Annotated in this window: 20 protein-coding genes; 13 read left to right on the forward strand and 7 right to left on the reverse strand. The window is 34.8% G+C overall.

From position 1 onward, the window contains the following. Positions 1 to 2: 2 nt before the first annotated feature. Both RM51_RS05620 and gyrB read right to left on the reverse strand, forming a co-directional pair. On the reverse strand, positions 3 to 1895 hold the full coding sequence (locus RM51_RS05620) for a DUF3857 domain-containing protein (RefSeq protein ID WP_039365987.1): 1893 nt from the start codon (positions 1893 to 1895) through the stop codon (positions 3 to 5). A 135-nt stretch (positions 1896 to 2030) separates the two neighbouring features. After that, positions 2031 to 3965 (reverse strand): DNA topoisomerase (ATP-hydrolyzing) subunit B, encoded by a 1935-nt coding sequence (gene gyrB / locus RM51_RS05625; RefSeq protein ID WP_039365989.1) that lies wholly within the window; start codon positions 3963 to 3965, stop codon positions 2031 to 2033. 231 nt (positions 3966 to 4196) lie between these two features. Here gyrB and RM51_RS05630 point away from each other — a divergent pair, with 231 nt between their 5' ends. Genes RM51_RS05630 through RM51_RS05640 form a run of 3 tightly spaced genes read left to right on the forward strand, consistent with a single transcriptional unit; the run spans position 4197 to position 6758 of the window. Then, entirely contained in the window at positions 4197 to 5540 is a 1344-nt protein-coding gene (locus RM51_RS05630) for a cytochrome ubiquinol oxidase subunit I (protein WP_039365991.1), read from the forward strand. Continuing rightward, positions 5537 to 6541: a cytochrome d ubiquinol oxidase subunit II gene (locus tag RM51_RS05635; protein ID WP_039365992.1), complete on the forward strand. Its 1005-nt coding sequence runs from the start codon at positions 5537 to 5539 to the stop codon at positions 6539 to 6541. Before RM51_RS05630 ends, RM51_RS05635 begins: the two co-directional genes overlap by 4 nt. Before the next feature lie 19 nt (positions 6542 to 6560). Beyond that, positions 6561 to 6758: a hypothetical protein gene (locus RM51_RS05640; protein ID WP_039365995.1), complete on the forward strand. Its 198-nt coding sequence runs from the start codon at positions 6561 to 6563 to the stop codon at positions 6756 to 6758. 107 nt (positions 6759 to 6865) lie between these two features. Here the strand turns inward: RM51_RS05640 and RM51_RS05645 are convergent, their stop codons facing one another. The 5 genes from RM51_RS05645 to RM51_RS05665 all read right to left on the reverse strand — a co-directional run bounded on the left by RM51_RS05645 (position 6866) and on the right by RM51_RS05665 (position 11237). Beyond that, complete coding sequence (locus RM51_RS05645; RefSeq protein ID WP_039365997.1) at positions 6866 to 7684, reverse strand: OmpA family protein; 819 nt, start codon at positions 7682 to 7684, stop codon at positions 6866 to 6868. Positions 7685 to 7804: 120 nt separating this feature from the next. Continuing rightward, positions 7805 to 9502 carry a lysine--tRNA ligase gene (gene lysS, locus RM51_RS05650; protein WP_039365999.1) on the reverse strand — a complete coding sequence of 566 codons (1698 nt, stop codon included), beginning with the start codon at positions 9500 to 9502 and terminating at the stop codon, positions 7805 to 7807. A gap of 233 nt (positions 9503 to 9735) precedes the next feature. Continuing rightward, entirely contained in the window at positions 9736 to 10662 is a 927-nt protein-coding gene (gene rlmF / locus RM51_RS05655) for a 23S rRNA (adenine(1618)-N(6))-methyltransferase RlmF (protein ID WP_039366001.1), read from the reverse strand. A gap of 3 nt (positions 10663 to 10665) precedes the next feature. Continuing rightward, positions 10666 to 11031, reverse strand: coding sequence for a c-type cytochrome (locus tag RM51_RS05660; protein WP_039366002.1), 366 nt, complete (start codon positions 11029 to 11031; stop codon positions 10666 to 10668). Beyond that, on the reverse strand, positions 11031 to 11237 hold the full coding sequence (locus RM51_RS05665) for a hypothetical protein (RefSeq protein WP_039366005.1): 207 nt from the start codon (positions 11235 to 11237) through the stop codon (positions 11031 to 11033). The genes RM51_RS05660 and RM51_RS05665 overlap by 1 nt, the downstream gene beginning before the upstream one ends. Before the next feature lie 105 nt (positions 11238 to 11342). On the opposite strand from RM51_RS05665, the gene RM51_RS05670 reads away from it, so the two are divergent. The 10 genes from RM51_RS05670 to trpA all read left to right on the forward strand — a co-directional run bounded on the left by RM51_RS05670 (position 11343) and on the right by trpA (position 19672). Then, entirely contained in the window at positions 11343 to 11996 is a 654-nt protein-coding gene (locus RM51_RS05670) for a hypothetical protein (RefSeq protein WP_228375779.1), read from the forward strand. 133 nt (positions 11997 to 12129) lie between these two features. Continuing rightward, the gene (locus RM51_RS05675) at positions 12130 to 12567 is read left to right on the forward strand and encodes an ankyrin repeat domain-containing protein (protein ID WP_039366007.1); all 438 of its coding nucleotides are present in this window, start codon (positions 12130 to 12132) and stop codon (positions 12565 to 12567) included. A gap of 285 nt (positions 12568 to 12852) precedes the next feature. Continuing rightward, positions 12853 to 14268: an anthranilate synthase component I family protein gene (locus tag RM51_RS05680; protein ID WP_039366009.1), complete on the forward strand. Its 1416-nt coding sequence runs from the start codon at positions 12853 to 12855 to the stop codon at positions 14266 to 14268. 36 nt (positions 14269 to 14304) lie between these two features. Further along, complete coding sequence (locus RM51_RS05685; RefSeq protein ID WP_039366011.1) at positions 14305 to 14871, forward strand: anthranilate synthase component II; 567 nt, start codon at positions 14305 to 14307, stop codon at positions 14869 to 14871. A gap of 5 nt (positions 14872 to 14876) precedes the next feature. Next, positions 14877 to 15866 carry an anthranilate phosphoribosyltransferase gene (trpD, locus tag RM51_RS05690; protein ID WP_039366014.1) on the forward strand — a complete coding sequence of 330 codons (990 nt, stop codon included), beginning with the start codon at positions 14877 to 14879 and terminating at the stop codon, positions 15864 to 15866. A gap of 1 nt (position 15867) precedes the next feature. Beyond that, entirely contained in the window at positions 15868 to 16251 is a 384-nt protein-coding gene (locus RM51_RS05695) for a hypothetical protein (protein WP_039366016.1), read from the forward strand. 9 nt (positions 16252 to 16260) lie between these two features. Then, complete coding sequence (trpC, locus tag RM51_RS05700) at positions 16261 to 17040, forward strand: indole-3-glycerol phosphate synthase TrpC (protein ID WP_039366018.1); 780 nt, start codon at positions 16261 to 16263, stop codon at positions 17038 to 17040. A 1-nt stretch (position 17041) separates the two neighbouring features. Beyond that, positions 17042 to 17707, forward strand: a complete 666-nt coding sequence (locus RM51_RS05705) for a phosphoribosylanthranilate isomerase (protein WP_039366020.1) — start codon at positions 17042 to 17044, stop codon at positions 17705 to 17707. Next, positions 17694 to 18881 (forward strand): tryptophan synthase subunit beta, encoded by a 1188-nt coding sequence (gene trpB / locus RM51_RS05710; protein WP_039366022.1) that lies wholly within the window; start codon positions 17694 to 17696, stop codon positions 18879 to 18881. The genes RM51_RS05705 and trpB overlap by 14 nt, the downstream gene beginning before the upstream one ends. 56 nt (positions 18882 to 18937) lie before the next feature. Beyond that, positions 18938 to 19672, forward strand: coding sequence for a tryptophan synthase subunit alpha (gene trpA / locus RM51_RS05715; RefSeq protein WP_039366024.1), 735 nt, complete (start codon positions 18938 to 18940; stop codon positions 19670 to 19672). Positions 19673 to 19703 lie beyond the last annotated feature (31 nt).

Below are 19703 nucleotides of genomic sequence, written 5' to 3' on the forward strand. Positions count from 1 at the left end.
GCTTAGATTTTAGAAATTAAAATTTTAGAGTTGTCTAGGTTAAGAGTTTTTTTTCTGAAATTAATATAATCGTTATATTTTTCCTTAGGATAAAGTCCTTTGTTGATTTTAATCGTTCTGTTTACTTTCAATTCTTCTCCATTTTTCACAAAACTTAATTTATATGTTCCAAATTCAGAATTAACGGTTACATTTTCAGGAATTTCATCCAGTTTATAATTTTTAGGAACTGTGAAATTGATTTCGTATTCATCTTCAAAAGACTGTCTTAATTCAAAAGGCAATTCTCTATTTTCTTCCGTTTTATAAATTGTATTGGAATAAATGGGAACTGCTCTGAAAATTATACTACTGCCCGCATTTTTTGAATAATTGTGTGCCTTAAAATCAAGATCAAACTTTGCAATCGCATTATCTTTATCATTAATGAAATTTTTCATTTCAATTTTTTCAAAATTCAAAATGTTTAATGAATTTTTCATTATCTCATTCCTTTCTTTTTGATCCATATTGGTAAGAACCAAATTATTATCATACTGAATTCCTGTGTAAGAAAAATTTCCTTCTCCTACAATACTGTTATCTTCATTAATTTTGATCTTCAGGTTTTGCTTTTCTTTACTTTGCTCTGCAGAATATGACGGAGTTTCAATTAATTCAATCCCATTTTTTCTGATAGAAAGTACGTTTCGATCTGTTGTACTATAACTTAAATGATTGAATGCCATCTGTTGGGAAGTATTTTCCAGCCAAATATTTCCTTTCTCCGTTGGAATCATCAAAATCACGTGATTACCTCCCATTTTTGGAAATTCTTTATCAAAAGAAACTGGTGAAGATCCTGAATTGATTACCGAATAATAAGATGGAATACCAGCTTCATCCAACAGAGTTTTCATATAATTGGTAAGCCCTTTACAATCTCCATATCCTTTCTTCTGAACCTCATCCGGAAGCATTGGCTGCCATCCACCAATCCCCAATGCAACGAAAATGTATCTGGTTTTTGTCTGCATATATTGGTACAATTTCTTTACTTTTTCTTCAGTTGTTCCTTGTAAGTTTAAGGCATTCACTTCCGCTTTAATGGCAGGAGTCGACAATGAAACTGGCTGTAAAATACTATTATAATACCAAGAGCCGAAATCACCCCAGTTGTTGATACTCCCCTGCTTCCCTTCCAAATTAAATTTAGTTAAAGCGAAACTCACTTTTGGTAAGATTTTTATAGGTTGTGGTAATAAAAATGCATCATCTATTGCCGGAACATTTTTATACATATACGTTTTTTCACCTGTAGTATCATTTTCTACAACAGATGTATAATTATATTTTGAAGGATAAGTTTTTGACTTAAGTTCAATTCCTGATTTATTAATAATTTTCATTTCAGCTTCTTCCAACGAAACATTGGTAGATCTGAAAGGGACAAAATCAGGTAGAAAAACAGTATTTTCTTCACCGATCTGATAAGAAAACTCAACTGTATAAGGATATTGAGTAGGTGTATATGATAAAGCTAAAACCCTGCTGTTAGAATAAAAAGTACCTTGATTATTATTGGCAAAATCTCCAAAATCAGACTTAGAATATGATTTCATTTTCTTTCCAGATTCATCATAAAGAGTCACTTTTACATCTGAAATATTATCGCCTTTTTCATAAGGAATGGCAATCACCGCTTTTTCATCTCCATCTTTATTTAAAACAGTGGTTACTGTTGTGTATTGATATTTAATATCATTAATGGAGTTTATTTGAATTGTTGTAAGATCTTTTCGGATAACAGCATTCGCATTTTTCTTCAAATTTTCAGGAATAGCAGAGGCAGGAAAGCTCTGGGCGAAATATAAAGAAGCCATTGATAAAGCTCCAATACAAAATATTTTCATCATGGTTATTAAAATAAAAGCAAAAGTAATGAAATCTAATAACTGCTGAAAATAATTTTTATTGCCTTAAAATCTTTAAAATAAAAAACAAAAAAGACTCCAAAAATGGAGTCTTTTATTTATATCTATAAGAATTGATTAAGCATCAATCTTAGCATATTTAGCATTCTTTTCGATGAATTCTCTTCTTGGTGGAACTTCATCACCCATCAACATAGAGAAAACACTGTCCGCTTCTACTGCATTATCGATAGTAACCTGTTTCAAGATTCTGTGTTCAGGGTTTAGCGTTGTTTCCCAAAGCTGTTCAGGATTCATCTCTCCAAGACCTTTATAACGTTGAACCTCTACTCCTTTTCCGTCCGGAGACATTTCTAAAGTAAATTCTTCACGCTCTTTTTCGTTGTAAGCATATTGCTTTTTGTTTCCTTTTTTCAATAAATATAAAGGTGGTTGAGCAATATAAATATATCCATTCTCAATTAGTTCTTTCATATATCTGAAGAAGAATGTCAAGATCAATGTAGAAATGTGAGATCCATCGATATCGGCATCGGTCATAATTACGATTTTATGATATCTTAATTTAGCCATATTTAACGCCTTACTATCTTCTTCTGTACCTACAGAAACTCCAAGAGCGGTGTAAATATTTTTAATCTCCTCATTATCATAAACCTTATGCAGCATTGATTTCTCAACGTTCAAAATTTTACCTCTTAATGGAAGAATCGCCTGGAAGAATCTGTCACGACCTTGTTTTGCCGTTCCACCCGCGGAATCTCCCTCTACAAGGAATATTTCTGATTCAGCTGGATCTTTCGATGAACAGTCAGATAATTTACCAGGAAGTCCAGAACCTCCCATTGGAGATTTTCTCTGAACCATTTCACGAGCTTTTTTCGCAGCTTGTCTAGCTTTTGCAGCTAAAACAACTTTTTGAACGATAATTTTTGCTTCGTTAGGGTTTTCCTCCAAGAAATTGGTCAACATTTCCCCTACAATTTTATCAACAGCACCAGAAACTTCGGAGTTCCCTAATTTCGTTTTGGTCTGTCCTTCAAACTGAGGCTCCATTACTTTTACAGAAACCACTGCCGTAAGACCTTCACGGAAGTCATCTCCTGTAATTTCAACTTTTTCTTTGGCAGGAAGTCCTAATTCATCTGCATATTTCTTCAAAGTTCTCGTCAAAGCACGTCTGAAACCTGCTAAGTGAGTACCTCCTTCGTGAGTATTAATATTATTTACGTAAGAGTGAAGATTTTCATTAAATGATGTATTATAACGCATCGCCACCTCAACCGGAATATCATCTCTTTCACCTTCCATGAAGATTACATGCTCCATGATAGACTCACGGTTTCCATCGATGTAGGCAACAAATTCTTTTAAACCACCTTCAGAATGGAAAATTTCAGATCTGAAAGATCCGTCTTCTAATTTTTCTCTTTCATCTGTAAGGGTAATTGTAATTCCTTTATTAAGGTAAGAAAGCTCTCTTAGACGGCTCGCTAATGTATCGTAGTTGTAAACTAATTCTGTAAAAATAGTATCATCCGGCTGGAAAAACTGCTTCGTTCCTCTATTTTCACTGTGCCCGATTTCTTCAACTCCGGTTTGAGCTTTACCTCTTGAATATATTTGTTGATAAATGTTTCCGTCTCTGTAAACAGTTGTGATCATTTCATTGGAAAGCGCATTTACACATGACACCCCAACTCCGTGAAGACCTCCGGAAACTTTATAAGAATCTTTATCAAATTTACCTCCCGCTCCGATTTTAGTCATTACAACCTCAAGAGCAGACTTTTGTTCTTTTTCGTGGAAGTCAACCGGGATACCTCTACCGTTATCACTAACCTCGATTCCGTTTCCTTCTTTAATAGCAACGAAGATCGTGTCACAGTATCCTGCCAACGCTTCGTCAATAGAGTTATCTACTACTTCATAAACCAAATGATGGAGACCTCTTACTCCCACATCACCAATGTACATTGAAGGACGCATACGAACGTGCTCCATTCCTTCCAATGCCTGAATACTACTAGCTGTATATTGTTTCTGACTCATATCAAATTTTAAAAACTTTGCCAAATGCAAAGACTTACAAATATCGTGATTTTTTTCGAGGTGTGAAAGTTAAAATATGTCAAAAAAAGTAATGGTTTTCCAAGCTAAATCAGAAACAATTTATTTAAAAAATATCAAAGTTAAAATCTATTATTTAAATCAATACTGTTGTAAATCATACCGAGCATCAATAATTTATGCTTAAATTTATTTACTCAAAAGTTGGTATTTATGGATGATTTTCTAGCAGCTCGTGCGCAGATGGCAATGTCACTTGGTTTTCATATCATATTTTCCTGTGTGGGTATGGTAATGCCTTTTCTAATGGCATTTGCCCACTGGAAATACTTAAAAACAAACAACGAAGTGTATAAAGGGCTTACCAAAGCCTGGAGTAAAGGAGTTGCTATTCTTTTTGCAACCGGAGCCGTTTCCGGAACTATGCTTTCTTTCGAACTCGGACTTCTCTGGCCACAATTCATGAAACATGCGGGTCCCATCTTCGGAATGCCTTTTTCATTGGAAGGAACTGCATTCTTTATTGAAGCTATTGCTATAGGATTTTTCCTTTACGGATGGGACAGATTTAATAAATGGTTTCATTGGTTTTGTGGATTTCTGGTGGGTTTAAGTGGTTTAGCTTCAGGAATTTTGGTTGTAGCAGCCAATGCCTGGATGAATTCACCTGCCGGATTTGATTATGTGGATGGACAATATTTAAATATAGATCCTATAAAAGCGATGTTTAATGAAGCTTGGTTTCCACAGGCTCTGCATATGACAGTTGCAGCATTTTGTGCGACAGGATTTGCGGTTGCGGGAGTTCATGCATATTTAATTATGAGAAAAAAGAATGTTGAATTCCATACAAAAGCATTTAGAATTGCAGCCGGATTTGCATTAATCGGAGCATTTGGAGCTCCTTTAAGCGGTGATGTCGCTGCAAAATCTGTTGCGGAAAGACAACCCATCAAATTAGCAGCAATGGAAGCGCATTTTGAAACAGAAAAAGGAGCTTCTTTCGTGATTGGTGGAATTCCAGATGAAGAAAAAGAGGAAATCAAATATGCTGTGAAAATTCCGAAAGTATTAAGCTTTTTAGTCGCAAATGATTTTAATGCTGAAGTAAAGGGACTAAAAGATTTCCCCAAAGATGAATGGCCTCCGATTGCGGTTGTCCACTACTCTTTTCAGATTATGATTTTCTTTGGAGTCGTCATGATTATCATAGGAATGGTTTATTTATATGCTCATTTTTTCAAAAAGGAATGGCTGACAAAAAACTGGTTATTAAAAACATTCTTCATTGCCACTCCTTTCGGGTATATCGCTTTGGAAGCGGGTTGGACAGTCACGGAAGTCGGAAGACAACCTTGGATTATCTACGGAATCATGAGAACAGCAGATGCAGTAACCCCAATGCCCGGAATCCAGTATTCTTTTTACTTCTTCACGGCCATTTTCGTTTCATTATCATTAATTATCATATTCCTTTTGAGAAGACAGATACAAATGGTTCCGAGATTATACGATCCAACAGATCTTGAGTTTAATCCTAAAAACAAAAAATCATGATTTACGTAGTTATAGGTTTTCTTTGGCTATCAATTTGCCTGTATGTGATTTTGGGAGGAGCAGATTTTGGAGCAGGAATTGTAGAACTTTTTACAAAAAAAAGAGCCCGCGATAAAACAAAAGAAATCATGTATGAATCGATTGCTCCTGTTTGGGAAGCGAATCATATGTGGCTGATTATTGCAATTGTAATTTTGTTTGTGGGTTTTCCTGAAATTTATACCACGCTTTCAACCTATCTTCATATTCCATTGGTTTTGATGTTAGTTGGAATTATTGCAAGAGGAACCGCATTCACTTTCAGACATTACGACGCAGTGAAAGATGATTGGCAACATGTGTACACCCAAATCTTTTATTTTTCGAGTTTGTTAACGCCTTTTTTCTTAGGATTAATCGCTGCAGCCACCGTTTCCCATTCCATAAATCCTGATGCGACGAGCTTTTTAGACTTGTATATTTTTAGTTGGTTAAATTGGTTTGGAATTGCTGTCGGATTATTTACTGTTTCCATTTGCGCTTATCTGGCTTCGGTTTTTGCTTTAAGAGAAACCAATGACCGGTTAGAATTAGGTTTAATGATCAAAAAATCAAAACAGACCATGATTTTTGTAGTAATAACGGGTATTCTGGTGTTTTTCACTGCATATATTTCCGATATTCCATTAGTCATGTGGGTGTTTTCTAAACCTTTAGGAATAATGGCTGTTTCATTCGCCACGATTTGTTTACTGCTTATTCTTCGTGCTATGAATAGACAAAAACTACTTCCCGTAAGAGCTTTAGCCGGATTTCAAATCGTTATGATCTTAGTAGCGGCAACTTATCAGCACAATCCAAATATCATCCTTTTCGCCAACGGAGAACACCTTTCTTTACTGGAACAGGCAGCTGCACCGAAAACAATTTCCGCATTGGGATGGGCTTTACTATTGGGTTCCTTATTTATTTTGCCATTTTTATTTTATTTGATGGCTTCATTTAGTAAGCAGAGAAAATAATCAAGTCATTTTGAACCGGATGGATTCAGCAGAAAGATATTATCTTAAAGAATTTGAACTCATAAGTTTTAAGCCTTATGTTTACAGATTTTTCAAAAACGATCAAAACATTCTTCTAATGGAAGTTACATGCGGAAGCCACGCTTTGTGGCAAATATGGATTAGATTTAATGAACAAGAAATTTTACTTTACAAACATGAAGGAGATTTAGGGTAAAAAAAAATTGCCAAATTATTTATGTCTAATTGCTACAATCCAGCATATCACAAAAGATATGTTTGGGTTTATGATTAAAGAAAGAAGTCATCTCAATGAATATCACTCTATTTTTTTAACAAAACAATTTCAACCCTTCTGTTTTTAGTTCTATCCAATTCTGTCTGTTCAGGATAGACTACAGGGTTAAGATGCCCTGCTCCTTCCGCTTTAATACGCTTAGCATCGATTCCCATTGCTAATAAAAAATCTTTGATTGATTTTGCCCGTGTAAAAGACAGATTAAATGTTCCTAAATCCTGATCTTCGCCATCAAAATTTTCATAATCACAGCAGATATGTCCCTGAAGTTCAACTTCAAGGGTAGGATTTTCTTTCAGAATATTATATAGTTGATACAATTTTGATTTTGCCTTGGGAAGCCACACATGACGCCCTCCAATAAAATTGACATCAGGTAAAGAAAAAGTATCTTTTACCTTCATTGAGGCAATTTTCACATCAAAAAAGCTTGGGTATGCTTTTCTTGAAATCTTCTCCCCTTTCTCAAAAAACCGTTCAATAAAAATATCTACCCGACGGTTTTCTGCTAATAAATTTTCTGAACTGTTATCATTAATTTGTTTAGATATTCCCAATCCTACAGAACTTGCCAAATGAATATTCTTCCCGATTTTACTGCTTAAATAATCACTTACTTGTTTCGCTCGATTTTCAGATAATGTTTTGTTTAAAGCTTCATTTCCTAATGGATTGGCATTTCCGAAAATCCTAAAAGTAAATTTTGCGTCCAGTTTTGCCAAGCTATCCAGTTTCTGTTTCGATTCTGTACTGAGCTCGTAGCTGTTATTTTTAAAATAGATGGAAGTAAGTGTCTGTGAATACACAACTGTAGAAAAGAAAAGTAGAAACAGAAAGGCTTTCATCAGAATTGTTTTCTTAGAAACGCAAAGTAACAGAAAATAGTTTGAGCTTTTGGGGATTTTATAAAAAAGTTCCGGCGGAAGCTTCGCTTCCGCCGGAACTAAAATTTATCTCAAATTAATTTAAACCAATTTCATCAAAAGGTTCTCCTCAATTTTTTCTACTTTCACTAAGTTAGCTTTCGTTAAAGTTTTGGAAGCTTTGTCCCATTTTTTTCCTGAAAGTTTAGACTGCTCTTTTACTTCGACTAAAGCAATCTGCTCTCCCGATTTCAAAATTTCAAGGATTACTTTTTCATCGTCTCCCAATTCAATTTGAGGAACTGCTTTCTCCGGTCTCATCTGAGGGAAGAACAATACTTCCTGAATAGATGCATTATTCGTTAAGAACATGATCAATCTGTCCATTCCGATTCCTAATCCTGAAGTTGGCGGCATCCCGTATTCAAGAGCTCTTAAGAAATCTTCATCAATAAATTGTCCAGCTTCATCATCTCCTTTTTCAGATAATTTCAACTGATCTTCGAAACGCTCTCTCTGATCGATAGGATCATTCAACTCAGAATATGCATTGGCAATTTCTTTCCCACAAACCATAAGCTCAAAACGCTCTGTAAGCCCTTCTTTGCTTCTGTGTTTCTTAGTAAGTGGAGACATTTCGATCGGATAATCTGTAATGAAAGTCGGCTGAATGAAGTTTCCTTCACATTTTTCACCAAAAATTTCATCGATTAATTTTCCTTTCCCCATTGTTCCGTTCACTTCGATTCCGATAGATTTAGCAAAATCAAACAATTCCTGTTCTGTCTTTCCTGTAATATCAAAACCTGTGAATTTCAGAATCGCATCCGTCATCGAAATTCTTTGGTAAGGCGCTTTAAAGTCAACCTCATATTCACCAAATGTAGCTTTTGTAGTCCCGTTTACCTGAATCGCACAGAATTCCAATAGTTTTTCTGTGAAATCCATCATCCAGTTGTAATCTTTGTACGCTACATAGATTTCCATTGCTGTAAATTCAGGGTTGTGCGTTCTGTCCATCCCTTCATTTCTGAAGTTTTTCGAGAACTCATACACTCCGTCAAATCCACCCACGATCAATCTTTTCAGATACAATTCGTTTGCAATTCTTAAGTATAATGGAATATCTAAAGCATTGTGATGCGTAATAAATGGTCTTGCAGCAGCTCCACCAGGAATTGATTGTAAGATTGGAGTTTCAACCTCAAAATATCCTGCATCATTAAAGAAAGTTCTCATCGCATTGAAAAGCTTTGTTCTTTTCACGAAAATTTCTTTCACCTGAGGATTTACCGTTAAGTCAACATAACGTTGTCTGTATCTCATTTCAGGATCTGTAAATCCGTCATGTACTACTCCATTTTCGTCAGTTTTTGCCTGAGGAAGCGGACGTAAAGCTTTTGTTAAAAGCGTAAAGTTTTTAACTAAAACCGTTTTTTCACCTACCTGAGTTGTGAACAATTCTCCTTCAACTCCAATAATATCTCCTATATCTAAAAGGTGCTTATAAACCTCATTATATAAAGTTTTGTCTTCACCTGTACAGATCTCATCTCTGTTAAAATATACCTGAATTTTGCCTGTTGAATCCTGTAGCTCAGCAAAAGATGCTTTCCCTTGAATTCTTCTAGACATCAATCTTCCTGCAATCTTCACCTGTTTACTTTCAGAAAAATCCTGTTTTATAGATTCCGTAGTATCTGTAATTACATATTCATCTGCAGGGAACGCGTTGATTCCCATTTCAACAAGCTTATTCAGCTTTTCTCTTCTAATGATTTCCTGTTCTGATAATTGCATTGTATTTATTTAAAATAACGTGCAAAATTAGTGATTTTTGAATTGATGTTCAATGGATATTTACAGAAATTAAAGTTTTTTTAACCTAACTCCTGTTTTAAAGGAGAATTCCCGCAGCCCGACTTGAGCGGAAATCCTTTTGTGAGGAGGAACGACGAACAAAAGATTGGGAGCGGAAGGCGGAAATTGCTGCTCCAAAAATATGGAATGAATAAAAACGAAGCTTATTTATTTCAGAACCAGCCATTACGGTTTTGCTGAGGAACGAATGTCCAAGCCAACATTCTGCTTATTTTCTGACCTTGAGCCATTTCGATTATTTTAAAATCAACAGCTTTTACTTTTTTCAAAAGGTTTGTAAGCTTGAATAAATTATCTTTTTTAGAAACCAGACACGTAAACCAAAGAACCTGCGAAGAAAACAAAACACTTTCTGAAATCATTCTTGATATAAAAGCAAGTTCACCACCTTCACACCATAATTCAGACTGCATCCCGCCAAAATTGAGCAGAGGTTTTGAGGTTTTTGTTTTAGTCAGATTTTTTGTTTTTCTGAGATTTCCTTTTAAAGCAGATTCTTCAGAATCATGAAAAGGAGGGTTGCACATCGAAAATGCAAACTTATCCTTTGGGTCAATGATATTTTTGAATATAAATTCGGAATCTGGCTGCTTTTTTAATTGAATAACGGAAGATAAATCGGGATTATGATCCAAAATCTGCTGTGCATTGTTCAAAGAATCCTGATTGATATCTGTTCCCAACATTTTCCAGCCATACGATCGATGAGCAAGTAAAGGGTACACAAGATTGGCTCCGACACCAATATCCAAACCATGAACAGCATTTCCGGTTGGAACTTCACTTTTGTCTTCGGCTAATAGATCAGCAATATAATGTACATAATCTGCCCGTCCCGGAATTGGCGGACAAAGATTGGCATCAGGAATATCCCAGCTCTGAATATTGTAATATTGCATTAACAATGCTTTATTGAGCAATTTTACCGCTTTTGGAATACTGAAATCAATTGTTAGATTCTGGTAAGCATTCAGAGAAACAAAGTCTTTCAATTCTGGCACACAAGAAATCAGCAAATCAAAATCATAAGGATTACGATGCAGATTTCTTGGATGCAGATTTGACTTTTCGGCAGTCATCTATTATTTTTTCTGACTTAAAATGTATTGAACCATTTTTTTAGCATCTTCTTTAGACACTTGAGAATGAGGCTGCATAGGCACACTTCCCCAAACTCCACTTCCTCCTTCTATGATTTTTGTAGCCAAAGCATTAATATCTTTTTCAGAATATTTATCTGCTATTTCCTTATAGGATGGCCCAATCATTCTTTCATTTAAAGAGTGACAACCTGAACAATCTAATGTTTCAATAATCTGATCTCCGGAAAGATGAGCATTGGTTGCCTCCACTGGTTGTGCAGATGTTTCTGAAACTGCCCCTTCTTCTTTTTTAGAACAAGAGAACATCAGTAGACCTAAACATCCGGCCAATAATAATTTTTTCATTATTTCTTAGCAGCAGTAGAATCTGTTGTTGCAGGAGCAGCAACCGGAGCAGCCGTTTCAGTTTTTTTAGCCGTAGAATCTACAACAGTTGGAGCATCTGGCTCAGGCAACATCGTGTTGCTATCTTGCAGGTCATGATTAGGCTTTTTTGAACAGTTAACTACGAATAAACTTCCGATAAATGCGATTGCTAATACTTTTTTCATTATTTTTTCTATAAAAATTTAGACAAAAATATAAAAAATATTGCTTGTAGAGGGCATAAAATGCTTTTTAATCGTTGTAATCAGAAATTGTATTTTTGTGTAAACATGAAAATTATGATTATCCTTTCAAAAATCTTATTTTTCTTAAGTCATCACGGCTTTTATGCAGTATTGATCTTTATTCTGTTCTTCGGAATTATCGCTTTTTTAACGAAAAAAGGATGGTGGCTTATTTTAATTCTGCCCTTTTCAATTATTAACGGAATCGGTGGACAATTTATCAATGCGTGGTTTTTAAATAAGTATGGTGTGGAAGGCACCGCTATCATTACTTCTGATGTAGAAACCAATTCTACCCTTAATGATCAATATATCCATGATTATGAAGCTATTGTAAAAAAGCAGGATGGAAAATATGTGGATACTTTTTTTTCTACAACTTCGGCAGCAATTTATCCAATTGAAAATGCGATAAGGATTCCGAGGACAGAGCAGGAATTTCCCGTAAAATACATTCCCGGATATGAAAAAAACATAGTCATACTCTATCAACAGTCCAATGAAGGAAAACAGTTTAAAGAATATGAAAAAATAAGACCTATTAATACGGCAAGAATAAAGTACCAAGCCGATCCTATGAATAAAGATTTCGTTCAGGAATATATCAATGCATTGGAAGACTATCTGAAAACATATGACAATCAGGAGTATAAAAACAAACTGGAGCAATTGAAAAAAGAACAGAACTCTATAAAATAAATTTTTCTGAAATTTTTAGTAAAATCAATATTTTATCTGTTTTAATTGGTCATAAAATTCAAAAAACTTATCAAAATTCTTAAGATCTATCAAAAAAATAAATTAGCTTTGTATATTATTTAAAATAAGCTTTATGAAAAAAATAATCTCTACAACCTTCGTATTTTTGGGGTTCCTTTTTGCCAACTTATTTTCTGCACAGGAAATTTCTAAACAACAAATGCTTGTATTTCAGTCTGACAATGTAGATACTTTTAAAGCAGCTTTTCCAAAAGATGATTACAATAAATGTCTTGCCTTAAAAGAAAATTCATTCAGTTTGTTATCACTAAGCATAAAACATGATAAAAAGAATATTTTCAATTATTTAGTAAGTAATGAAGCTGATCTTAATAAAGCATGCGACAATCAAACCCCATTAATGGTTGCTGCGAGATACGGAAAATCTGATTTTGCAAAAGAGCTAATAAAAAAAGGAGCTAATAAAAGCCTGAAGAATGAAAAAGGAGAAACGGCAAAAGACTTCTCTGCTAAATACAATCATCCTGAAATTGCTTCAATTTTAAAATAAAACATAAAAAACTTCCGTGAAGGAAGTTTTTTTATTTCAACCTCATCATAAAATAAACTGAAATAAAATTTTGTTAATTTTTATTTCTCATTTCAAAAAAATATCTACATTTGCATCATGATTACTTCAAACAACAAATTTTGGTGGTGGCATTCAAACTCTTCGTCGGGTCTGAAGCTATACTCTTGTTGTTAATCCGCAGCTAGAATATTATAGAAAAATATACAGAGACTTTGACGATTTCGTTAAAGTCTTTTTTTATTCATAAAATTTAAAACACTACCAATGTTCACACAAAACATCAACATAAAAACCACTTCAAAAAAAATGCTGGGAGACCTACAAACTCCCATGAACATCTACCTGAAAATAAGAGATCAGTTTCGCGATACTATTCTTTTGGAAAGTTCGGATGCTAAAAATATAGATAATAATTTCTCGTTCATTGCGATCAATGCCATTGCTGGAATAGAAATGAAAAACCTTCAGGAATTCGAAGTAAAATTCTCTGGTGAAAATCCTAAGAAACATCTTTTGGCAGATTATAATGTTCCTGAGCTTCTAAATAATTTTTCAAAATCTTTTGTCTGCAACAAAACCAAAGATGCTATAGAAGAAACTGCTCAGAGTCTTTTCGGATATACCAGTTTTGAAGCCGTACAATTCTTCGAAAATCTTAAGTTTAAAGCTCAAAGTCCAGAGGTGGAAATTCCAATTTTGCGTTACCGACTTTATCAATATGTGATCGCTATCAATCATTACAATGATGAAATGCACATTATTGAAAACCAGATCAAGGGTGTCAAATCTGAATTATATCTATTAGAAAGCTTGATTAAAAACCAAAATTCAGTTATTTATCCTTTCGAAAAAACATCTGACGAAACTTCTAATATTACTGACGAGGAATATATCGAACTGGTGAAAACCGCTCAGAAACACTGTATGCGAGGTGATGTTTTCCAGTTGGTGTTAAGCCGAAGATTTGAGCAAAAATTCAAAGGCGATGAATTCAATGTATACCGTGCGTTACGAAACATTAATCCGTCTCCTTACCTATTCTTTTTTGATTACGGAGATTATAAATTATTCGGATCAAGCCCGGAAAGCCAGTTGATTATTAAGGATCACAAAGCCATTATTCATCCTATTGCAGGAACTTTCAAACGAACAGGGCATTTTGAAACCGATTTACAGTCTATTGAATCTCTGAAAAACGATCCGAAAGAAAATGCAGAACATACGATGTTGGTAGATTTGGCCCGAAATGATTTAGGAAAATTAGGAAAAAACATAACCGTTACAAAGCTTAAGGAAATACAGCTTTTTTCACACGTTATTCACATGGTAAGCGAAGTCACTGCCGATCTGCATGAAGATACCAATCCTTTTGAAATGGTCGCAACTACATTTCCGCAGGGAACTTTAAGCGGTGCTCCCAAACACAAAGCTCTTCAACTGATCAATACCTATGAAAAAGATTCCCGTGGTTATTACGGAGGTTGTATCGGGATGATCGGTTTGAACGGAAGCTGCAATCAGGCTATTATGATCCGTACTTTTTTAAGTAAAAACAACACACTGTATTATCAAGCCGGAGCCGGAATTGTAGCAAAATCAAATGCAGAAAGTGAGTTACAGGAAGTGAACAACAAGCTTAATGCTCTGAAAAAAGCCATCGAAAAGGCAGAAAAAATATAACAATCCAAAGATTCACAAACTTATAAACTATCCACAATGAAAATATTAGTCTTCGATAATTACGACAGCTTTACTTACAATTTGGTTCAAATGATCGAAAGAATTCTGAGTACAAGAGTAGATGTTGCAAGAAATGATGAGATTACTTTAGAAGAAATAAAGCAATATGATAAAATCATCCTTTCACCCGGTCCCGGAATTCCTGAAGAAGCCGGAATTCTTCTGGATGTCATTAAAGAATACGCTCCTACCAAAAGTATTTTAGGTGTTTGTCTTGGTCAGCAAGCAATTGCAGAAGCTTTTGGCGGAAGTTTAATCAACCTCAGCGAAATTTATCACGGTGTTGCTACGGAAACCATCCAAACCAGTGAACATAACCTTTTTAATGATTTGCCACAGACTCTGGAAGTTGGAAGATACCACAGTTGGGCAGTCAATCCCGAAGATTTCCCTGAAGAACTGGAAATTACCAGCACAGACAGCAAAGGAATGATCATGAGTTTGAAACACAAAACCTATGATGTTCACGGCGTTCAGTATCATCCCGAAAGTATTTTAACTCCGGATGGAGAAACCATTATCAAAAACTTTCTTTTAAATTAAATAACATGAAAGAAATTCTGCAATATCTTTTCAATCACAATACGTTGTCCAAATCTGAGGCAAAGGCAATTATGATTGAAATTGCTCAAAATAAATTCAACGAAACGGAAGTCACCGCTTTTGTAAGCATTTTCCTGATGCGAAACATCACCTTACAGGAACTGGAAGGCTTCAGAGAAGCTCTTTTACAAATGGCAGTTCCGGTACATCTGGATGCAAGTGATGCTATTGATATTGTAGGAACCGGTGGTGACGGAAAAAATACGATCAACATTTCTACGCTGGCAAGTTTTGTCATTGCAGGAGCCGGACAAAAAGTAATAAAGCATGGAAATTATGGAGCTTCCACAGTAACCGGTGCTTCCAATCTTTTGGAAGAATTGGGATATCAGTTTAAAACTAATTCTGATGAATTAAATGTTGAATTACAGAACGCCAATATCTGCTTTTTGCACGCTCCTTACTTTCATCCCGCTTTAAAATCTGTAGTCAGCTTGAGAAAATCTTTAGGACTGAGAACATTTTTCAACTTACTGGGTCCTTTAGTAAATCCTTCAAAACCAAAATATTCCATGATTGGAACTTACAACCTGGAAATTGCAAGAATATACCAGTATTTACTGCAAAAAGATGAAAAAGACTTCATTTTGGTCCACGGAATGGATGGTTATGATGAAATAAGCTTAACCCAAGACAGTAAGATTATTACAAAAGGCGGAGAAAAAATTTATTCACCGGAAGAACTCGGTTTTACAACCGTCACTCCTGAAAGTATAGAAGCCGGCAAAAACACACAGGAAACCGCAAAAATTTTCAGGAATATTCTGAAAGGAAAAGGTACAGAATCTCAAAATGCTGTTGTTTTGGCAAATGCCGCCGTTGCATTGCATCATACCAATAAGTTTGGAAACTATGAAAATTGTTTGAATTTGGCTAAAGAAAGTTTGTTTAATGGTAAAGCGCTCAATAGTTTGAATCAATTAATTATTCTCTAAAATGAAAACACTTTATCAATCTAAAAACAGAAAAATCGAATTGAAAATTATCGGATATGACGAGCCTAATAACGGTCGAGAGTTGCATATTGCAGAACTGTACATAAACGGCAAGAATCTTTCTGATAACTATTTTGAAAATAAATGGAACAGATTGAATTTTAATTTGGATGAATTTCAATTCGAATCACCAGATTCAAAATATATTTTTATTCCTGCAGAGGGAAATAGTTTTGTAATCAATGCCAATACTTTATCGATGATCAAACTTCCTTACAAAGCACTTTCAACACTTCATTTCAAAAAGAATGAATTTCCTGAAAACAAAATAAAGATCTATTACAGTGATGAAACTATTGAGTTTAACTTACCAATAACCGAGTAAAATCTGGAGATGAACATTTTAGATACAATCATATACACAAAAAAACAGGAAATTTCGGATTCAAAATCAAAAATTTCTTTACAACAGCTGAAAGATTCAGAATTTTTCGGAAGAGAAACATTTTCTTTAAAAGAAACTCTACGATCAAAATCAGGAATTATTGCCGAATTTAAAAGACAGTCACCTTCCAAAGGAATTATTAATGATAAAGTTTCCCCGTTAGAAGTTGTTTCTGCTTATGAACATTTCGGAGCAAGCGGAATCTCGATTTTAACAGATAAAGATTTTTTCGGAGGGAGTTTTGAAGATATTTTACAGGTTAGAAATCAAATCAATATTCCTATTCTGCGGAAAGATTTTATGATTGATGAGTATCAGTTTTATCAAGCAAAAAGTATGGGAGCAGATGTTGTTTTATTGATTGCAGCCTGTCTTTCAACACAACAGACACTTGAATTTACAGAGTTGGCTCATGAATTAGGATTGGAAGTATTATTGGAAATCCATACTGAGGAAGAATTAAAACATTACAATTCTAATATCGATATGGTGGGAATCAACAACCGAAATTTAAAAGATTTTAAAGTCGATCTGCAACATTCTGTTCAATTGAAAAACCTGCTTCCGGAAAATACCCTATCCGTAGCAGAAAGCGGAATTTATTCGATTAATGATTTTAACTATTTAAAAAATAAAGGTTTCGACGGATTTCTAATGGGAGAACATTTTATGAAAAATACTAATCCTGCCAAAGCATTTGAAGAATTTATTTCCAATACAACAATTTAAAATGAACAATCAACTCCGACTAAAAGTTTGTGGACTCACCCGATTAGATCAAATTCAGGAATTGATTTCTCTGAATACAGATTTTCTGGGCTTTATCTACTATGAAAAATCTCCTAGATATGTTCTGAATCATTTGAGTTTAGAAGAAATTTCAAAGATTAATCATCAGGGAAAAGTTGGAGTGTTTGTTAATGAAACTCTTGAAAAAATTGTTGAAATAACAGAAAGAGCCAATTTGAATATAGTACAACTTCATGGTGATGAAAACGAAATTTTCATTTCAACAGTAAGGAAAAGACTGAATGATAAAGTTAAAATTATAAAAGCTGTAAGAATTGATCCGGAATCTATCATTTCAGTGGATGAGTATTCTAAAAACAGGTTCTTCACTTCACTTCGTTCCATTCAGAATGACATTGCTTACTTGCTATTTGATACAGATTCAAAAGCATTTGGCGGCACCGGAAAACAGTTTGACTGGTGCATTTTAAATGAAATTGAAATCCCCCTTCCCTATTTTCTGAGCGGAGGAATTTCAGAACAGAATATTGATAATCTTAAGATCCTGAACCAACAGCCTTTTTCCATTGATATTAATTCAAAATTTGAACTGGAGCCCGGAGTGAAAGACCTAAACAAAATAAGAAGATTTTATGAAAAATTATAAAAACCCTGACAAATACGGATATTACGGAGAATTCGGTGGCGCATTTATCCCCGAAATGCTGTATCCGAATGTAGAGGAATTACAGAAAAACTATCTTGAAATCATTGAATCGGAAGAGTTTCAAAAGGAATATCAGGATTTATTAAAAAATTATGTGGGACGTGCCACTCCTTTGTATTTTTCAAAAAATTTAAGTCAGAAATACAACACTCAGATCTACCTGAAAAGAGAAGACCTGAATCATACAGGAGCTCATAAAATCAACAATGCACTGGGACAGGTTCTACTGGCAAAACGCCTAGGAAAGAACAGGATTATCGCAGAAACCGGAGCCGGACAACATGGCGTTGCGACTGCTACGGCTTGTGCTTTATTAGGGTTAGAATGCATTGTATATATGGGAGAAATCGACATTCAGAGACAGGCTCCGAATGTAGCAAGAATGAAAATGTTGGGTGCAGAAGTGATTGCTGCAACTTCAGGTTCAAAAACGCTAAAAGATGCCGTAAATGAAGCATTAAGAGACTGGATCAATCATCCTGCAACAACACACTATGTCATCGGAAGCGTAGTCGGACCTCATCCATTTCCTGATTTAGTAGCTCGGTTTCAGAGTATTATTTCAAAAGAAATTAAAGAGCAGCTTTTCGAACACATCGGAAGACAAAATCCGGATTATGTCATTGCCTGTGTTGGTGGTGGAAGTAATGCGGCAGGAACTTTCTATCATTTTGTAGAGGAAGAAAATGTAAAAATCATTGCTGCGGAAGCAGGTGGTTTTGGGGTGGATTCAGGAAAATCTGCAGCTACAACCTTTTTAGGAACTTTAGGGGTTTTGCACGGAAGTAAAAGTCTGGTTATGCAGACAGAAGACGGACAGGTTATTGAACCTCATTCAATTTCAGCAGGACTGGATTATCCGGGAATCGGGCCTTTTCACGCTCATTTATTCAAGGAAAAACGGGCAGAATTTTTCAGTATCAATGATGATGAAGCGTTACAGTCTGCATTTGAACTGACAAAACTGGAAGGGATTATTCCTGCATTGGAAAGTGCTCATGCATTGGCCGTTTTAGATAAAAAACAGTTTAAAGAAAATGATGTTGTTGTGATTTGTTTGAGTGGTCGAGGCGATAAGGATATGGAAACGTATTTAAAGGAAATGAAAAGGTAAATAACCTTAAACCAACATTTTCTTCTTCTCACCGCTAACTTCTAACTTCTAAAAATATGAAAAAACTAAACATCTACTTCACCGCAGGAATTCCACAGTTGGAAGATACTGCCGATATTATAAAAACCATTCAGGATTCCGGAGCAGATATGATCGAAATCGGAATGCCTTATTCTGATCCGGTTGCAGACGGTCCTGTTATTCAGCAAGCCCATGAACTCGCTTTAAACAATGGAATGACGATTGAGAAACTGTTTTCACAGTTAAAATCCATTAAAAACGAAATTAAAATTCCAATTATTTTAATGGGATACATCAATCCGGTATTAAGCTTTGGTTTTGAAAGATTCTGTCATGAATGTACTGAAAGTGGAGTTTCAGGACTTATTTTGCCTGATTTACCACCTATTGAATTTGAAAAAAATTATCAGGAAATTTTAGAAAAATACCAGCTGAATTTCACATTTTTAGTTACTCCGGAAACTTCAGATGAGAGAATTTTATATTTAGATTCTTTAAGTTCAGGTTTTCTATATGCTGTAAGCTCTTCTTCTACAACCGGAAATGAAAATACCGTTTTAAAAAATGAAGAATATCTTTCCCGATTAGCTTCTCTCCCCTTACAAAATCCTGTCATGATCGGTTTTGGTATTAAATCAAAAGAAGATTTTGAAAATGTAACTGAAAAAGCAGATGGCGGAATTATCGGAACGGCTTTCGTCAGAATTCTGTTAGAAAACCAAGATTGGAAATCCGAAGCGGAGAGCTTTATTAAAAGTATAAAGAATTAAAAAAGCAGTCTTACTTTTGAACAAGTAAGAC

It is taken from the genome of Chryseobacterium taiwanense, from assembly GCF_000813825.1.
Lineage (GTDB): Bacteria > Bacteroidota > Bacteroidia > Flavobacteriales > Weeksellaceae > Chryseobacterium > Chryseobacterium taiwanense.